13 protein-coding genes are annotated in these 17,018 nt (G+C 75.3%); 10 read left to right on the top strand and 3 right to left on the bottom strand.

Features of this window, described 5'->3' with window-relative positions:
- Window positions 1-22: 22 nt before the first annotated feature.
- From IEZ11_RS48525 to IEZ11_RS48500, 6 genes are read left to right on the top strand one after another with little or no spacing between them, the layout of a single operon-like run.
- Window positions 23-307 carry an acyl carrier protein gene (locus tag IEZ11_RS48525; protein WP_189269521.1) on the top strand — a complete coding sequence of 95 codons (285 nt, stop codon included), beginning with the start codon at window positions 23-25 and terminating at the stop codon, window positions 305-307.
- Window positions 304-3,255, top strand: coding sequence for a type I polyketide synthase (locus IEZ11_RS48520; protein WP_189269530.1), 2,952 nt, complete (start codon window positions 304-306; stop codon window positions 3,253-3,255). Before IEZ11_RS48525 ends, IEZ11_RS48520 begins: the two co-directional genes overlap by 4 nt.
- Window positions 3,252-4,316, top strand: coding sequence for a 3-oxoacyl-[acyl-carrier-protein] synthase III C-terminal domain-containing protein (locus IEZ11_RS48515; protein WP_189269520.1), 1,065 nt, complete (start codon window positions 3,252-3,254; stop codon window positions 4,314-4,316). The genes IEZ11_RS48520 and IEZ11_RS48515 overlap by 4 nt, the downstream gene beginning before the upstream one ends.
- The gene (locus IEZ11_RS48510; protein ID WP_189269519.1) at window positions 4,313-6,226 is read left to right on the top strand and encodes an HAD-IIIC family phosphatase; all 1,914 of its coding nucleotides are present in this window, start codon (window positions 4,313-4,315) and stop codon (window positions 6,224-6,226) included. The genes IEZ11_RS48515 and IEZ11_RS48510 overlap by 4 nt, the downstream gene beginning before the upstream one ends.
- The gene (locus IEZ11_RS48505; protein ID WP_189269518.1) at window positions 6,216-6,473 is read left to right on the top strand and encodes an acyl carrier protein; all 258 of its coding nucleotides are present in this window, start codon (window positions 6,216-6,218) and stop codon (window positions 6,471-6,473) included. The genes IEZ11_RS48510 and IEZ11_RS48505 overlap by 11 nt, the downstream gene beginning before the upstream one ends.
- Window positions 6,470-7,330 (top strand): 4'-phosphopantetheinyl transferase family protein, encoded by an 861-nt coding sequence (locus IEZ11_RS48500; protein WP_189269517.1) that lies wholly within the window; start codon window positions 6,470-6,472, stop codon window positions 7,328-7,330. The genes IEZ11_RS48505 and IEZ11_RS48500 overlap by 4 nt, the downstream gene beginning before the upstream one ends.
- Window positions 7,331-7,376: 46 nt before the next feature.
- Here the strand turns inward: IEZ11_RS48500 and IEZ11_RS48495 are convergent, their stop codons facing one another.
- The 3 genes from IEZ11_RS48495 to IEZ11_RS48485 form a co-directional block, all read right to left on the bottom strand.
- The gene (locus IEZ11_RS48495; protein WP_189269516.1) at window positions 7,377-8,363 is read right to left on the bottom strand and encodes an AfsA-related hotdog domain-containing protein; all 987 of its coding nucleotides are present in this window, start codon (window positions 8,361-8,363) and stop codon (window positions 7,377-7,379) included.
- 150 nt (window positions 8,364-8,513) lie between these two features.
- Window positions 8,514-9,533: a hypothetical protein gene (locus IEZ11_RS48490; protein ID WP_229713940.1), complete on the bottom strand. Its 1,020-nt coding sequence runs from the start codon at window positions 9,531-9,533 to the stop codon at window positions 8,514-8,516.
- Between the two features lie 554 nt (window positions 9,534-10,087).
- Window positions 10,088-12,916, bottom strand: a complete 2,829-nt coding sequence (locus IEZ11_RS48485) for a helix-turn-helix transcriptional regulator (RefSeq protein WP_189269515.1) — start codon at window positions 12,914-12,916, stop codon at window positions 10,088-10,090.
- A gap of 279 nt (window positions 12,917-13,195) precedes the next feature.
- On the opposite strand from IEZ11_RS48485, the gene IEZ11_RS48480 reads away from it, so the two are divergent.
- The 4 genes from IEZ11_RS48480 to IEZ11_RS48465 form a co-directional block, all read left to right on the top strand.
- Window positions 13,196-14,608, top strand: coding sequence for an MFS transporter (locus tag IEZ11_RS48480; RefSeq protein ID WP_308426607.1), 1,413 nt, complete (start codon window positions 13,196-13,198; stop codon window positions 14,606-14,608).
- 70 nt (window positions 14,609-14,678) lie between these two features.
- Complete coding sequence (locus tag IEZ11_RS48475) at window positions 14,679-16,286, top strand: acyl-CoA carboxylase subunit beta (protein WP_189269513.1); 1,608 nt, start codon at window positions 14,679-14,681, stop codon at window positions 16,284-16,286.
- Window positions 16,283-16,501: an acyl-CoA carboxylase epsilon subunit gene (locus IEZ11_RS48470; protein WP_189269512.1), complete on the top strand. Its 219-nt coding sequence runs from the start codon at window positions 16,283-16,285 to the stop codon at window positions 16,499-16,501. The genes IEZ11_RS48475 and IEZ11_RS48470 overlap by 4 nt, the downstream gene beginning before the upstream one ends.
- 29 nt (window positions 16,502-16,530) lie before the next feature.
- The coding region (locus IEZ11_RS48465) for a biotin carboxylase N-terminal domain-containing protein (protein ID WP_308426608.1) at window positions 16,531-17,018 on the top strand (488 nt) is incomplete at its 3' end.

Genomic DNA, 17,018 nt, shown 5'->3' with positions numbered 1-17,018 from the left:
TCAGGACAAGGAGCCCTCAGGGATGACCTCCTCACCGCCGCGGCGCCTGCAGGCCCCGCTGCACCAGTGGCTCACCGCCCATCTGGCGGTCTACCTGGACCGTCTGCCCGAGAGCATCGACCCGACGGTGCCGCTCGCCACCTACGGCATGGACTCGGTGTGCGCCCTGAGCCTGTGCGGCGACATCGAGGAGGAGTTCGGGCTCGCCGTCGACCCCTCCCTGGCCTGGGACCACCCCACGGTCGGTGAACTGGCGGCACACCTCGCGGCCCGCGGGGCGGACGCCGCACACCGGTGGCAGCGGTGAACGCCGTCGCCGTGGTCGGCCTGGACTGCGTCTTCCCCGCGGCCCGCGGCGCCGAGGCCTACTGGGACCTCTTGATGCGCGGCGGCGACGCGATCGGCCCGCTCCCCGCCGACCGGCGCGGCTACGGCTTCGACCACACCGTCCGCGGCGGCTTCCTCGACGACGCGGCCGCCTTCGACAGCGACTTCTTCACCCTCGCCCCGCGCGAGGCGGCGGCCATGGACCCGCAGCAGCGCCTCCTGCTGCAGTGCGCCTGGCGGGCCCTGGAGGACTCCGGCCGCTCCCCGGCCTCGCTGGCCGACACCGACACCGGCGTCTTCATCGGCGTGATGGGCAGCGAATGGGCCCAGCTGCACATGGCCGACTACGCGGCCGTCACCCCGCAGCTCGGCGCCGGCAGCAGCGCCGGCATGACCGCCAACCGGATCTCCTACCACCTCAACCTCAAGGGCCCCAGCCTCGCGGTGGACACCGCCTGCTCCTCGTCGCTGGTGGCCGTGCACCTCGCGGTCAACTCCCTGCTGGCGGGGGAGTGCTCGACCGCGCTGGCGGGCGGCGCCAACATCGTGCTGACGCCCGCGCTCGGCATGGTCTACCGGCAGATGGGCCTGATGGCCCCCGACGGCCGCTGCAAGCCGTTCTCCCGCGACGCCGACGGCATCGGCCGCAGCGACGGCGCCGGCGTGGTCGTGCTGCGCCGGCTGGAGGACGCCCTCGCCGACGGACAGCGCGTGTACGCCGTCGTCCGGGGCACCGCCGTCAACCAGGACGGGCGCAGCAACGGGGTCACCGCGCCCAACAAGTGGTCCCAGCGCGCGGTGGTGGCCGCCGCCTACCGCCGGGCCGGGGTACGGGCCGACCAGATCAGCTTCATCGAGGCGCACGGCACCGGGACCGCCCTCGGCGACATCATCGAGTGCGCCGCCCTCGGCGAACTGCACGCCGTGCCCCGCACCCGGCCCTGCGCGATCGGCTCGGTGAAGGGCAACATCGGCCACACCGAGGCCGCCGCGGGCATCGCCGGCCTGATCAAGACGGCCCTCGCCCTGCACCACCGCACCGTCCCCGCCAGCCGCTTCGCCACCGCCGAGAACCCCCAGCTGCGGCTCGCCGAAAGGGGACTGAGCCTGCTGAGCGCGCCGGTGCGGCTGCCGGCCGGCGAGGTGTTCGCCGGGGTCAGCAGTTTCGGCATGGGCGGCACCAACGCGCACGCCGTCCTGGCCGGCCCCCCGCGCGGGCCCCGCCCCGCCCGCCGCGGCCACCCGGCCGCCGGGGTCTTCACGCTCTCCGCGGACACCCCCGAGGCGCTGCGCCGCAACCTCGCCGCCCAGGCCGAGACGCTCGCCCGCCGTCCGCGCGGCGACGCGGCCGCGGTGTGCTGGACCAGCAACCGGGCCAAGACCGGACTGCCCCACCGGGCCGCGTTCACCGCCCGCGACACCGCCGAACTCGCCGAGACGCTGCGCCGCGCCGCCGCCGACCACCTGCCCGAGAGCGCCGCCGACCACACCTGGCGCCCGGCGGCCGTCGGCTTCCTGTACTCCGGGCACGGCTGCCAGGAACCCGGCATGACCGCCGCCCTCTACCGCGAACACCCCCTCTACCGAAGGCACCTGGACGACGTCGACGACGTGCTCGGCCCGCACACCGGCGGGTCGGTCCGCGACCTGATCCTCGCCGGCGACCCGGCCGTGCACCGCACCCGCTGGGCGCTGCCCGCCCAGTTCGCGGTCGCCTGCGCGCTCACCCGGACCCTGGCCGGGCTCGGGGTGCTGCCCGACGCCGTCCTGGGCCACGGCGCCGGCGAGTACGCGGCGGCCGTCGCCGCCGGGGTCCTCGAACTGCCCGACGCCGCCCGGCTGGTCGCCGCCCACGCGGCCGCCGCCGACACCCTGCCCGAGAGCGGCATGCTGGCCGTGCGCGGCGCCCGCGCCGAGATCGAGGACGTCCTGACCGCCCACCCGGAGCTGTTCCCGGCCGCCCTGGACGGCCCCCGCGACCTCGTCCTCGCCGGCCCCGCCCAGGCGCTGGAGCAGGCCGCCGAGACCCTGGCCGAACGCGGACTGCACGTGCGCGCACTGCGCTCTGCCCACCCCGCCCACGGACCGGCCGCCGCCGCGGTCGCCGACCGCATCCACACCGCCTTCGCGACCCTCTCACCCGCCCGCCCCGGCATCGTCCTGGCATCCACCCGCTACGGCCGCACCCTCGCCGACGAGACCATGGACGCCGCCTACTGGGCGGGCCTGGCCGTCGAACCCGTACGGTTCGCCGACGCCCTGTCCGCGCTGGTCCACGAGGTCGCCCCGACCTGCCTGGTGGAGATCGGCCCGGCCCCGCACCTGCTGCGCCTGGCCGAACGCGCCGACCTGCCGGCCGGCATCCGGCTGCTGCACCCCGCCCCCGGCCCGGACGCCACCGGCGCCGACCTCGCCGAGGCCCTGGGCGGCCTGTACGTCAGCGGAGTCGAACCGTACTGGGACGCCCTGTACGAGCCGGAGCACCGCCGTGCCGAACCCCTCGCCCCCTACGTCTTCTCCGACGCCCGGCGGTACTGGCAGACCGCCCGCCCCGCGGACCGCCCGCAGCCCGCCGCCCCGGCCGCGCCCGGCGAAGCCCCGGCCCCGGCCCCGGCCGCGGCCGGGGAGCCCGCCGCCGCGCCCCGCCGGGAGCCGGGCGGCACCCCGGGCGACCCGGTCCTGTCCGCGGTGATCGCCGCGGTGGTCGAGGTCGGCGAGTACCCGCCCGAACAGGTCCACGCCCAGGCCCGGTTCTACGAGGACCTCGGCTTCGACTCGGTGATGATCATGCAGCTGAAGGACCGCATCGAACGGCACCTGCCGCACACCGCCGGGCTCTCCGTGCAGCAACTGCTGCCCGCCCTGCGCTCGGTGGGATCGCTCGCCGCGTTCGTCCAGGAGTGGGCCGGCGCGAAGGCCATGGCATGAGCACCGCCACGCCCCCGCTGTTCCACATCAGCGGCACCGGCCGGGCGCTGCCCGGCGACGCGGTCTCCAACGCCGAACTCGGCCGCGCCTTCGGCATCAGCGAGAGCTGGATCGACGTCTTCGTGGGCACCCGGACCCGGCACTTCGGCCGGGACCTGGCGAGCGGCAAGGTGACACACACCCTGACCGACCTGTGCGCCGAGGCGGCCGACCGGGCCCTGGCCGCCGCCGGGACCGCACCGGCCGACGTGGACTTCCTGGTCCTTTCCACCGCGACCCCGGACGCCCTGCTGCCCACCACCGCCAACGAGACCGCCGACCGGCTGGGCCTGACCCTGCTGCCCACCTACCAGCTCCAGGCGGGCTGCGCCGGCGCCGTCCAGGCACTGGACCTGGCCCGCGCGCTGCTGGCCGGGGGACACCGCACCGGCCTGGTGGTCGCGGGCGACGTCACCGACCGCTTCCTGGACACCGGGCCGGACGTCGCCCGGCTGCCCGCCCAGGAACTCGTCAACTACGTGCTGTTCGGCGACGGCGCCGCCGCCGCGGTGGTCACCGCGGACCCCGGCCCGGACCACACCGCCCTCGCCGTCCACGCGCTGCTGCACCACTTCGCCGGCCTCGGCCGCCCGCCCGGCCAGATCGTCGGCTGGCACGGGGCCGCCGCCCCCGACCCGGCACGCCGGATGCTCTTCGAGGACTACCGGGCCATCGAGGCACAGGTACCCGACCTGGCCGCGCAGACCGTCGCCGAACTCCTCGCCGCCTCAGGCTGGGCACCGCAGCAGATCGGCCATGTGCTGCCGCCCCAGCTCTCCGGGCGCATGACCGACCGGATCATGGCCGGCCTCGGACTGCCCGCCGCCAGCCGCGAGGTGTCCTGCGTCCGGGAGACCGGCAACACCGGCAACGCCCTGCCCCTGCTCCAGCTGGACCTCCTCGCCGGCCGGCTGGAACCCGGCGGACGGGCGCTCGCCGCGGTCGTCGAGTCCAGCAAATGGATCAAGGCCGGACTCGCCCTGGAGCGGCCCGCGACCGGGCGGACGGAGGACCGGCCATGACCGTGGCCCTGGAGGAACTGCGCACCCTGCGCGACACGGGACGGCTGGCCGCCGGCTACCCCCGGGTCGCCGCCCTGCTCGCCGAACTCACCGACACCGCCGACCGGCCCGACGCCGAGACCGCCGACGAACTGCGCCGCTGCGGCGGCCTGCTGGCCCGGCTGCGCCCCCAGGACGTCCTCGCCCACCACCCCGACACCCCCGTGGCGACCGTCGCCGTCACCGGGCACTCCGGCACCGCCCAGCTCACCGACCCGCTCGTCGCCGAACTCGCCCGGCACGGCCTGCTGCCCCGCCTCGTCACCGGCGACCACGGCGCCTACCTCCGCGACCTCACCGACCCGGACAGCCCGCTGCGCCGGTGCGGCCCGCAACTGACGCTGTGCGTCCTCGGCGCCGACGCCGTCCACGACGAACTGCGGGCACCCTGGACCGTGGCCGACGCCGAACAGGCCTGGCACCGGCTCCTGGACCGGCTGCACGCCGTCGCGGCGGCCCACCACGCAGACGGCACCGGAGCACTGGTCCTCACCACCCTCCCGCTGCCGCGCCGGCTCACCCACCAGATCGTCGACCAGCAGCAGCGCGCCCTGCTCGGCGCGGTGTGGCGCGAGTGCAACGCCCGCCTGCTGCGGCTGACCGCAGAGCACCCCGCCCTCACCGTCGTCGACCTGGACCCGCTGGTCGGCGAGAGCGGCCCGGCCACCGACCCGCGCCTCGCCCTCTACGCCCGCAGCGCCCTGAGCCCCGCCATCCTCTCCGCGCTCGCCAGAGAGGCCGTGCACGTGCTCAGAGCCCGGCAGGGCCTGACCAAGAAGTGCCTGGTCCTCGACCTCGACAACACCCTGTGGGACGGAGTGCTCGGCGACGACGGACCCGACGGCATCGCCTGCGGCGCCACCCTGCGCGGCGAGCCGTACGCGGCGCTCCAGCGGGTCGCCAAACAGCTCGCGGCCCAGGGCGTCCTGCTCGCCGTCAGCAGCAAGAACGACCCCGGACCGGTCGCCGGCGTGCTGCGCGACCACCCGGACATGACCCTGCGCGCCGACGACTTCGTCAGCGTCCAGGCCGGCTGGCAGCCCAAGGACGCCGCGCTGCGCGACATCGCCGGCCGCCTCGGCATCGCCGCCGACGCCCTGGTCTTCGCCGACGACACCGCCGCCGAACGCGCCCTGGTCCGCCACCGGGTGCCGGGCGCCGCGGTCGTACCCCTGGGGCGCGAACCGGCCCGGCACGTGGACCGGCTGCTCGCCGACGGCTGGTTCGACACCCCCACGGTCACCGACGACGACCGCCACCGCGTACGGCACTACCGGGCCGCCGCGGACCGCTCACGGCTGCGCGAGGCCGGCGGCTCGTACGAGCAGTACCTGCGCGAACTGGGGATCGAGCTGGACATCTCCCCGCCCCGCCGTCACGAACTGCACCGGATGTCCCAGCTGTCGCTGCGCACCAACCAGTTCAACCTCACCGGCGAACGCGTCCCGCCGGAGCGGATGGCCGCGCTGTGCGCGGACCCCAGACAGCTGCCGCTGGCCGTACGGGTCCGGGACCGCTACGGCGACAGCGGTCTGGTCGGCGCCGTCCTCGCCCGCCGCGACGGCGCCGCACTGCACATCGACAACTTCTTCCTCAGCTGCCGGGTGCTGGCCCGCGGCGTCGAGCACGGCTGCGTCAGCGCGCTCCTCGCCCACGCCCGCGACCGCGGCCTGAGCGCCGTCGGCGCCCGCCACCGGGCCACCCGCAGCAACGGACGCACCCGCGGCTTCTACCCGTCGCTCGGGTTCGTGCCCCGCGCCACGGACACCGGCGAGGAGACGCACTACCGGCACGACCTCGCCGAGATCCCCGGCCCGCCCGGACACCTGAGCGTGCGGGCCGACTTCGAAGGAGACACCGATGCGTGCTGACAGGACGGCCGGCCTCGCCGGCTTCCTCGACGCGGTCCGTGAGGAACTGGGCCTGGACCTCACCGAGGAACAGGCCGGCACCGACATCGACCTCCTGCCGGAGTGGGACTCGGTCCACCTGCTGCGGCTGGTCATGCTCCTGGAACGGGAGAGCGGCCGGGCCGTCCCGGTCGGCGCCGTCCTCGCGGCCCGCTCCCTGCGCGAGATCCACGCCCTGGCCGCCGGCGGTCCGGGCGACACGCGATGAACACGGTGGGCGGCAGCCCGATCGGCGTGACCGCGGACCGCACCGACTGGTCCCCGGTCCGCGCCGACCTGCGCCGCTACGGCACCGCCGTGGTCCACGGGCAGCTGGCCGACTGGCGCCCCGCCGACCCGGACGCCCCCGAACTGCGGGCGGTCCTGGGCCGTGACTGGTCCCGCTACCGGGGCATCGAACACCCCGAGATCCGCGGCCGCTACGCCGCCTCCCGGCGGCTGCTCAAACACGCCGCCGCGGCCGCGCTGCGCGCCGAGGCCAGGGACATGGAACTGGCCTACGGCCCCACCGGACGGCCCTGTCTGCGCGGCTGCGACCAGATCGACATCAGCCTCAGCCACACCGACAGCCTGCTCCTGGTGGGCCTCACCACCCGCGGCCTGATCGGGGTGGACGCCGAACGCGCCGACCGCAACATCTACTCCCGCGGCCTGGACCGGCACATGTGCACCCCGCACGAGCGGCTGCTGCTCTCCCGGCTCCCGGAGGGGGAGCGCAACCCGCACCTGGTGCGGCTGTGGACGCTCAAGGAGGCCTACAGCAAGGCGATCGGCCAGGGCATCCAGTTCCGCTTCACCGAGTTCGGGTTCGGCCCCGACAACCGGCCCACCCAGGTCAACCGGCCGGACGGCACCGCAGGCACCGGCGACGAGTGGGCGCTGCGCACCCTCACCCTGGACAGCGCCGGCACGGCCTTCGTGGTCAGCGTCGCCGTGTACGACGCCGGACTGGGCCGCACCCTGGACACGGAGATCACCACCATGCTCGACGCCGAGGCGGCCGCGGCCGTCCAGGAGGCGCTGGACGCCGAGTGGGACCAGTGGCTGGAGGTCTTCGAACAGTGACGGCGCCGCCCGCCCGGCCGCCGCCCGCCCGGCCGCCGGCCGTCGGCTAGAGGTCCTCGACCAGGGAGATCGTCGCCTCGGTCACGGCCCGGCCGGCCTGGGTGAGCGTCAGCGTCAGCGGCAGCAGCCTGCGCCCCAGGGCGTCCTGCCGCGGCGGCTGCGCCACGGCGGCGCACCGCATCGCCACGTCGGGCTCGGCGTAGCCGCGGAAGTGCGTGTGCAGGGCCGCCGGGGTGCTGTGCCGCGGGTCCAGGCCGTGCAGCCGGTGGGCGGCCAGCAGCGCCGTCTGCCGCAGCGCCTCCAGGGCCAGCGAGGAGGGCAGGTCGGCGTCCGCGGCGCCCTGGGACGGCCAGGCGGCGGCCGGGCGCACGGCGGCCGACAGCCGGTCGCCGCCCAGTTCCACGGGGTCGTGCAGCAGCACGTTGTCCTTGCCGGCCCTCCCGACCTCCTCGGGGTCGGGAGCGGTGCCCGCTTCCGGCGCCCCCGCACCGCCGTGCGGTGCACCCGGCACCGCCGCGTGCACGGCGGCCCGGCTGTGCTCCCGGTGGCTGCGGTGCAGCACCGGGGTGAGCAGCAGCAGGCTCGCCGAACCGGTGCCGGCGTCGGCGCCGTCGATGGCCAGCCGGGTGTCGAACTCCAGCGACCGGGGGACACCGCCGATCATCTTGTCCGGCCGGATGCGCAGGTGCACGGTGAGGGTGCCGGGCCCCGGCAGCCGGCGCCACGCGCCCACGTCGCAGGTGTCGAGCCCGAACCGGTAGAAGACGCCGACGCGGTCGCCCGGAACGCCGAAGTGGCTCTGGCCGATGCCCTCGCCCAGGTGCCGGACCATCGTGAAGGCCGCCTGCGGGTCGTGGAAGCGTCCGAAGCCGTCGTCGAACACCGGGTGCCCCACGGGCAGTTCACCGGTGAGCACGAACTCCTGGATCCGGTCGTCGCCGTCCGGCGGCGCCGGCTGCGGCCAGCGGGGGCGGTGCACGACGCGATAGCCGCCGCGGCCGCTCTGCGGTCGCGCGGGCCGGGACGCCCCCATCTGCCTTCCCCCTCCTCGGCCGTGACCGGCCGGCCGAACGCGCTTTCCGCGCCCAGCGTGCCGGGGCCCGCGGCGCGGGACCAGCCCCGGCCGGTGGCAGGAAGTGCCCTGGCAGCCAGTGCCCCGCGGGCACCGCCAGGGGCCGGGAGACTACTGGAGGTCCGTCAGCCCCATCAGCGAGATGTTGACACCGGCCTGAAAACGGCTGGTGGCATCGACACTCATCATGATCTGGGATATGTACCGGCGGCAGGTGCGCACCGACATGCCGAGCCGGCGGGCGACCAGCTCGTCCTTGTAGCCCTGCGCCATCAGCTTGACGATGGCCCGTTTCAGGTCGTCGGTGATCTCCATGGCGTCCTCGCCGCCCGGCGCGAACTGGGTGGCCCCGTCCCACAGATGCTCGTAGAGCCGGCACAGGAACGCCACCAGCGTCGGCTCGCGGACCACCACCGCGCCCGGCAGCCGGTCGTCCACGGGCTGCTCGGGCAGGAACGCCACCTCCCGGTCGTAGATGAGCAGCCGGCCGATCAGCTCGTCCGTGGTGCGCACCTCCGCGCCGTGCTCGGTCACCGCCTGCACGTACGCGGTGGTGGCCAGGTCGCTGCGGGCGGTGTGCTGGTAGAGGTGGCGGATGCGGACCCCGCGCTGCAGGCGCTGCAGGGCCTTGGGGCGGGCGTTGGCCAGCAGGTTGGAGGGCCGGGCACCGCCGGGCTGTGCGGTGAGCATCTCGTTGCGGCACCGTTCGCCCAGCTCGTCCAGCAGGGCCTGCAGCGCCTCCACGTCGCTGATCACGTCGAACGCCTCGGCCGCGTTGCGCCGCTGGCGGCCCTCGAAGTACGTCGAGCGCAGGGTGTTCATCTCGTGCCGGACCATGCTGACGGCCCGCTGGAGCTCACGGATGCGGCCCTCGGCGGGCCCCACCAGGTCGGCCACCGCCGCGTCCGGGCTCACCGGCATCAGGAGGTCGGGCTCGCCCGGCATGGGGCGCAGCAGGCTGAGCGCGGTCAGCCGCTCCTCTATGCGGGTCGCCTTTCCCAGGGAGACCCCCAGCGCGGTCGCCATCTCCTCGCGTACATAGCGGCCCAGTAACACCGCATTGCGGTATGCCCTCGCTTCGACATCGTCGAGCGTGGCGAAACCGGGGTCAGAGAGGGCACTTTCAGACATTCAGGCTCACTCCCCCGTGATGATGAGAACTTCTTGTCAGGCAACTTTACGACACCAGAAATGCCTTGGGAGGCAAACGCTTCGTGAGCAAGTCTTGTTCACGCACCGCACATCGACTGTCGACATGGGGGTAGACATGAGCAGGGTTGTGCTGAGAATCGCGACGGCGGGGCTTCTGGCGGCCGCGGGGTTCATTGTCGCACTGGATGCGGGGATTTCGGAATCCGGTGTTCCGTACCACCGGACAGCGGCGTCGATATCCGGAGTAGCGGATTCCGCCGCATCGGCGGTCGCGCCGTCGGACGACCGGTGGGGCTAGTCCCGCCCGGCACCATGGACCTGAACAGGCGGGCCGGTTCCCACCGGCCCGCCTGTCCGTATGAGTGTGGACAGCCCTTTAGCCGTCCTCAAACGGGTTCTGCGACGATCCCGACCCGGGGACGGCCGCCCGGATCCCCCGCCGGGCCCGCCGTCCCCGCACCCCGCCGCCCGGCTCCGGCAGACCGGGCGGCGGGGCGTTCGGCGTTCGGGCGCCCGAACGCCGGACCGCTCCCTCAGAGGGCGGACGGCGAAGTGGGCGCACCCGACATCAGGAACGCGACCTGCGCCCGGGAATTCGCGCCCATCTTCTTGAATATACGGGCCATGTACGTCTCCACGGTTTTGACGCTGATGTCCAGCCGGCTCGCGATCTGCTGATTGGTGAGACCCGGCCCTATGAGCATCGCGACTTCCCGCTCCCGGGAGCTCAGAATATTCTGCGAATTCGCCTCCGCCTGCCGGCGCGAGGCGTGTTCGCAGACCCCCTCCAGATCTTTTGAGGCAGCTGTGTGGGCATATGCCCCGAGCTGTTCGAACTCGGCGGCGGCAAAACGTGAGTGGAATACCGCGGAAACCGGATCGCCGGAATGCAGCCGGGACTGTGCGAAACCGAATGCCAGCCGGCCGAGCAGACTTCGCTGCCCGTGATGCAGCGCGAGGTCCAGGCCGCCGCCGAACCAGTACCCGGCACGGGCCGGGTCCCCGCCCGCGAGCGCCGCCTCGCCCAGCCACCGCCACGCCTCCACCACCGGGGCCGCCTGCCACCGGTCGAGCCCCGACAGCAGCGGTTCCGCCTCCCCGGCCACCTCCCGGGCCGGGCCCCCCTCCCCGCCCGCCGCGTGCGCCGCGGCCACCAGCGCCAGCGCATGCCCCCGCGCGGCCACGTCACCGCGCGGCACGGCACGCACCGCCCGGCGCGCCGCCACCAGCGCGGAACCACGCGTGGAGGGCCCCGACTCCAGTAGCAGCGCCGCCAGTTCGGCGTGCGCGGCGGCCAGCACGGCGCGCTCCTCGGCCGGCCCGGAGCGCAGCGCCCGCCGGGCCTGCGCACGGGCGCCCAGCAGCCGCAGCGCACGGCTCCGCCACACCGCGGCCTCGGCCCACACCGCCGGCGACGGCCCGAAACCGCCGGGCCCCGGCCACAGCCGCGCGTACTCGCCCACCGCCTCGGCGCACCGGCCGCCCACCACCCGGGCCCGGCACAGCAGCAGCCGCGCCGACAGCGGCGCACCGGGCCGCTGCGCCACCCGCAGGGCGGCCCGTGCGGCCCACGCGGGCCGGACGAACACCGTGGCGTGCGCCTGCTCCGCCAGCAGCGCGGCCTGCGGCCCCGTCAGCACCTCGGCCTCCGCCAGCAGCGCGGCGACGGCCGTCCCGCCGTGCCCGCCCGGTTCCCGCAGCGCGGTCAGCGCCCGCTCCCGCAGGACGTGCCGGGCCGCGGGGCCGGCGGCCTGGTACGTCAGGGCCCGCACCACCGGGCGGGCGAACCGGAACCACCCCGCCCGGGAACAGGGCCGCAGGACCCCCTCGCCGTGCAGTTCGTCCACCGCCCGCAGGACGTCCGCGACCGGCAGCGCGGCCGTGGCCGCCACCGCCGGGACGGCGAACGGATCACCCACCACGGCGGCCGCCGTCATCGTCCGCCGCGCCAGCGGCGACAGCGCCCGCAGATCCAGCGGCGCGGCCCCCACGGCCCACTCCGCCGCCCCCACAGCCAACTCGAACACCCCGTGCACCTCCCGACACCCCCCGCCGTCCCCCCGACCCCCCACCACCGGGCCCCGGCCCCGGCCCGGCGACTCCCCGCCCCGGACCACCGGGCCCTGGCCCCCGCCCCGGCCCGGCGACTCCTCGCGCCGGACTGCCTGGCTTTCGGCTTGGGTTGGTGGCTCCTCGCCTCGGACTGCCGGGCCTTCGCCTCGGGCTGGCGGCTCCTCGCCCCTGACCGCCGGCCCCTTGCCTCGGGCTGCCGGGCCCTCGCCTTGGGTTGGTGGCTCCTTGCCTCGGGCTGCCTGGCTTTCGGCTTGGGCCGGCGGGCCCCCGCCCCAGGCCGGCGGCAGGCCCCCGAGCCCGTGCGGCCCGCCCGCCGGCACCGGCGGCTCACCCCCCTGCACGCCTGCCGCCGCCCCGCCGTCCCGCGCGTCCTGCGCCGCCGCTCCGCCGCCTGGCGCGGGCCGCACGGCCCGTGCGGCCGTCCGCGCCGGTGCTCCGGGCTCCCGGGGCGGCCGCGCCGACGGTGCCGGCGCCTGCGTGGGCCGTTCCGCGTCCGGCGGGCCGGGCGGGGGGAGGCCGTCCCGCGGCGGCCCGGCCGCCGTGGCCAGGGCCCTCAGCAGCCCCGGCACCCCGGCCGCGTCCCGCAGCGCCAGCTCGCGGGAGAGCGGGTCCAGGCCCGCCGGGAGCAGCTGCCCGGCCGCCGCACGAGGCAGCGGACGCAGCACCACCCGGCGTACCGCGTCGTCCTCGTCCGCGATCCGCGTCAGTTCCCGCGCGGCCGGTCCCGACCGGTGCACCAGCACCGTGAGGACCGCCGCGGACGGCGGACGGCGCACCAGTTCCTCGGCGAACCACGCCATTTCGGGCCCGGCCCGGTGCGCGTCGTCCAGCACCAGCAGCAGCCCGCCGGGCCCCGCCACCACCTCCAGCAGCGCCCGCAGCACCCGGGGCACCGCGTGCGCGTCCAGCCCCCGAGCGGTCTCGGCGTCCCCGCCCAGCGCGGGCAGCAGCCGCGCCAGCACCCGCACCCGGCCCGCACCCAGCCGCTCCAGCGCGGCCGGGGCGGCGGCGGCCGCCCAGTCGTCCAGCGCGTCCACCAGCGGGTGGAACGGATACGGCGCCCCGTCCCGGGCCGGCTGCCCCCAGGCCACCGCCCAGTCCTGGCGCGCCGCCTGCCTGGCCAGCAGCCGGGCCAGCCGGGTCTTGCCGATCCACGGCTCCCCGCTCAGCGCCACCGTCCTGGACCCGCCGTGCGCGAGCCTCAGCTCCTCGAGCAGGACGGCCAGTTCGGCGGCGTGCACGCTCTGCCGGGCGGCCCGGTCCTGCGGTCCGACGTGCCACTGCGGCACAGATCCTCCTTCATCGGTACAACTCGCGGACTCCCGCCGCCGGCGCCCCGTCCACGGACGGGATACGCATGGCCACGCGGAGCGAACCGGGTGCCCTGTCAGGGAAATTCCCGGCAGGCGACGATGCGCCCACGCAGACAAAGCGGCGGTAAGGCGGCGGTAAAGCGACGGCAATCCGCCTGGCCCGCGCGGTAATCCGGATCGGCCGTTTGCCGATGATCGATCACCGCCGTTCCAAGCCGGGCGGCCGACGGCCGGCGGCAGGGAAAACACCGACTGGTGTTCGATCCCGCGGGCCCCAGGCTCGGACACGCCCTCTTGCCCGAATCTCCACGTGTTGGGAGAAACAGCGTGTCGCGCCTCCTTCGTGCGCGGATTCCGATCGGATATGCGTGCGGATCCGCAGTGACCGGCGTCTTCACCACCCTGCCCGGACTGCTCCTGCTGCCGTACCTCACCGACACCCTCGGTGTCCCGGCGGCACTGGCCGGTGCGGTGGTCCTTCCGGCGAAGGTGTCGGATGTCCTGGTCACCCCCTGGGCGGGCCGCCTCGGCGACCGCTCGCGCCGCCCGCCGGGCCGCTCCGGCCACCTCCTGTACGGCGGCGCCGCCACCGCCCTCGCCTTCGCCCTGACCTTCGCCGGCATCGCCCACGGCACCTCCGGCGCCCTGTGGACCGCCGCGGCGTTCACCCTCGCCGCCACCGCCTTCGCCTTCTTCCACGCCTCCTACGCGGCACTGCCCGCACTGCTCGCGCCCGGCCCGCGGGCCCGTACCGTCCTGGTCGCCGGCCGGGTCGCGGGCATCGCCGTCGCCGCCCTGGCCGCCGGCACCGCCGCCCCCGCCCTCATCGCCGCCACCGGCGGCGGCGTCACCGGCCACCGCTGGGCCGGCCTGGCCGGTGCCGCCCTCATCCTCACCGGCACCCTCGCGGTCCGCGCCACCGCCGCCACCGCCCGCCCCGCACCTCCCACCGCCACCGCCGCCGCCCGCCCCGCACCCCCGCACCCCTGGACGACCCTGCGCACCACCCCCCGCTTCGCCGCGCTGGCGGTCTGCACCGCCCTCCAGGTCGCCGCCACCGGCTGCCTGCTCGCCGGCGGCCCCTACTTCGCCGAACACGCCCTCGGGGACAAGAACGCCACCGGCGCCCTGGTCGCCGCGTTCGTGCTGCCCAACCTGCTCACCACCCCCTGGTGGGCCCGGCGCGGCAGCCGCCTGGGCCCGCACGCCGTGCTGCGCCCGGCCACCCTGGTGTTCGCCACCGGGTGCCTCCTGCTGGCCGCGACCCCGGCCCTGCCGGCCGCCGCCGCCCCCCTGGTGCTCTTCGCCGTGGGCACCGGCCACGCCGGACAACTGCTCGCGCTGTACGCCCTGCTCGCCGAGGAGTGCGCCGGGGCCACCCGCACCGGCCGCCCCGCGAACACCCTGTCGGGCCTGTTCGGCGCGGCCGAGTCGCTCGGCCTGGCCACCGGCCCGTTCCTGTACGCCCTCGTCCTCCAGGCGACCGGATACGTCTCCTCCGACACCGGACGGGCGGCCCGCCAGAGCACCCTCGCCCAGAGCGGCATCGTCATCGGCATGACCCTGCTGCCCGCCCTCGCCGCGCTGTGCGGGCTCGTCGTGCTGCACCGCCGCCGCCCCGCCACCCCGCCCGCACCCGTCCCCGAGTCCGCGCAAGCCCGCCTTTAGCCCGCCCGCTGAACCTCTCGGCGCCGCGAACCCCCATCACCCGGGATCCACCGCGCCGAAAGAGGTCTGCATGAGCGTCACCGAGGAACGGCCCACGCAAAGCCCGGCGGTCCCGCAAGCGCGTCACGCCTCGCTGCGGGAGCGCACGGCCGAACTGGGCGCCCTGCGGCGCCAGGTCGTCAACGGCCCCGGCGAGAAGGCCACCCGGGCCCAGCACGCCAAGGGCAAGCTCACCGCACGCGAGCGCATCGAACTGCTCTTCGACGAGGGCACCTTCACCGAGGTGGAGGGGCTGCGCAGGCACCGGGCCACCGGCTTCGGCCTGGAGTACAAAAAACCCCACACCGACGGCGTGGTCACCGGCTGGGGCCTGGTGCACGGCCGGACCGTCTTCGTCTACGCCCACGACTTCCGCATCTTCGGCGGCGCCCTGGGCGAGGCCCACGCGCAGAAGATCCACAAGCTGATGGACCTCGCCCAGGCGGCCGGCGCCCCGCTCGTCGGCCTCTGCGACGGCGCCGGCGCCCGCATCCAGGAGGGCGTGACCGCCCTGGCCGGATACGGCGGCATCTTCAGCCGCAACGTCCGCAACTCCGGTGTCATCCCGCAGATCTCGGTGATCCTCGGCCCCTGCGCGGGCGGCGCCGCCTACTCACCCGCCCTGACCGACTTCGTCTTCATGGTCCGCGGCACCTCGCAGATGTTCATCACCGGCCCGGACGTCGTCCAGGCCGTCACCGGCGAACACGTCAGCCACGAGAGCCTCGGCGGCGCCGACAGCCACGCCACCCACTCGGGAGTCGCGGGATTCGCCTACGACGACGAGACCGAGTGCCTCCAGGACGTGCGCTACCTGCTCTCGCTGCTCCCGGCCAACAACCGCGAACTCGCCCCCGCCGGAGACCTGGACGACCCCGCCGACCGCCCCGGCGAACGCCTGCTCGACCTGGTGCCCTCCCGCCCCAACGCCGCCTACGACATCCGCGAGGTGATCGCGGAGATCGTCGACCACGGCGAGTACTTCGAGGTGCACGGCCGCTGGGCCACCAACATCGTGTGCGCGCTGACCCGCCTCGGCGGCCAGGTCGTCGGCGTGGTCGCCAACCAGCCGGCCAGCCTCGCCGGCGTCCTCGACATCAACGCCTCCGAGAAAGCCGCCCGCTTCGTCCAGTTCTGCGACGCCTTCAGCATCCCGCTGGTGACCCTGGTCGACGTCCCCGGCTTCCTGCCCGGAGTCGAACAGGAACACGGCGGCGTCATCCGCCACGGCGCCAAACTGCTCTACGCCTACTGCAACGCCACCGTGCCCCGCGTCTCACTCATCCTGCGCAAGGCCTACGGCGGCGCCTACATCGTCATGGACTCCAGCTCCATCGGCGCCGACATCACGCTGGCCTGGCCCTCCAACGAGATCGCCGTCATGGGCGCCGAAGGCGCCGCCAACGTCATCTTCCGCAAGGACATCGCCCTGGCCGACGACCCCGAGGCCATGCGCGCGCAGAAGATCAAGGAATACCAGACCGAACTCATGCACCCCTACTACGCCGCCGAACGCGGCCTCGTCGACGACATCATCGACCCCGTCCACACCCGCGCCCGGCTCATCGACGCCCTGTCCATGCTCCGCGCCAAGAACGCCCCCCTGCCCAGCCGCAAGCACGGCAACCTCCCGCTGTGAACCCCCGGACACCGGGCACCACCGAACTGGCCGCCGCCTCCCTGCGCGTGATCCGCGGCACGCCCACACCGGAGGAACTGGCCGCACTGGCCGTCCTGCTGACGGCCCGGCTGCGCGCCGCCGACGAGCGGACGGACACCGCCGGCCTTCTCACCCCCACCCTCTGGCGGCATCCGGGCGCCGGTTTCCGCCCACCGGGAACGTGGGCGTCATGACCGCGCCCGTCCAGCGCCCCGGCCGCCGGATCACCAAGGTGCTCATCGCCAACCGTGGCGAGATCGCTGTCCGCGTGGCCCGGGCCTGCCGGGACGCCGGGATCGCGAGCGTGGCCGTCTACGCGGATCCGGACCGGGACGCATCGCATGTCCGAGCGGCGGATGAGGCGTTCGCCCTGGGCGGTGACACCCCGGCCACCAGTTATCTGGACATCGGCAAGGTCCTCAACGCGGCGCGCGAGTCCGGGGCGGACGCCGTCCACCCGGGCTACGGGTTCCTCTCCGAGAACGCGGAGTTCGCGCAGGCGGTCCTGGACGCGGGTCTGACCTGGATCGGCCCGCCGCCGCAGGCGATCCGCGACCTGGGCGACAAGGTGGCCGCCCGGCACATCGCGCAGCGCGCGGGCGCGCCGCTGGTGGCCGGTACCCCGGACCCGGTCTCGGGCGCCGACGAGGTCGTGGCGTTCGCCGAGGAGCACGGCCTGCCGATCGCCATCAAGGCGGCCTTCGGCGGCGG

Source organism: Streptomyces fuscichromogenes, from assembly GCF_014645815.1.
In the GTDB taxonomy this organism is placed as follows: domain Bacteria; phylum Actinomycetota; class Actinomycetes; order Streptomycetales; family Streptomycetaceae; genus Streptomyces; species Streptomyces fuscichromogenes.
Note: the sequence above shows the minus strand (reverse complement) of the source record. Positions and strands in the feature narration are given on the sequence as shown.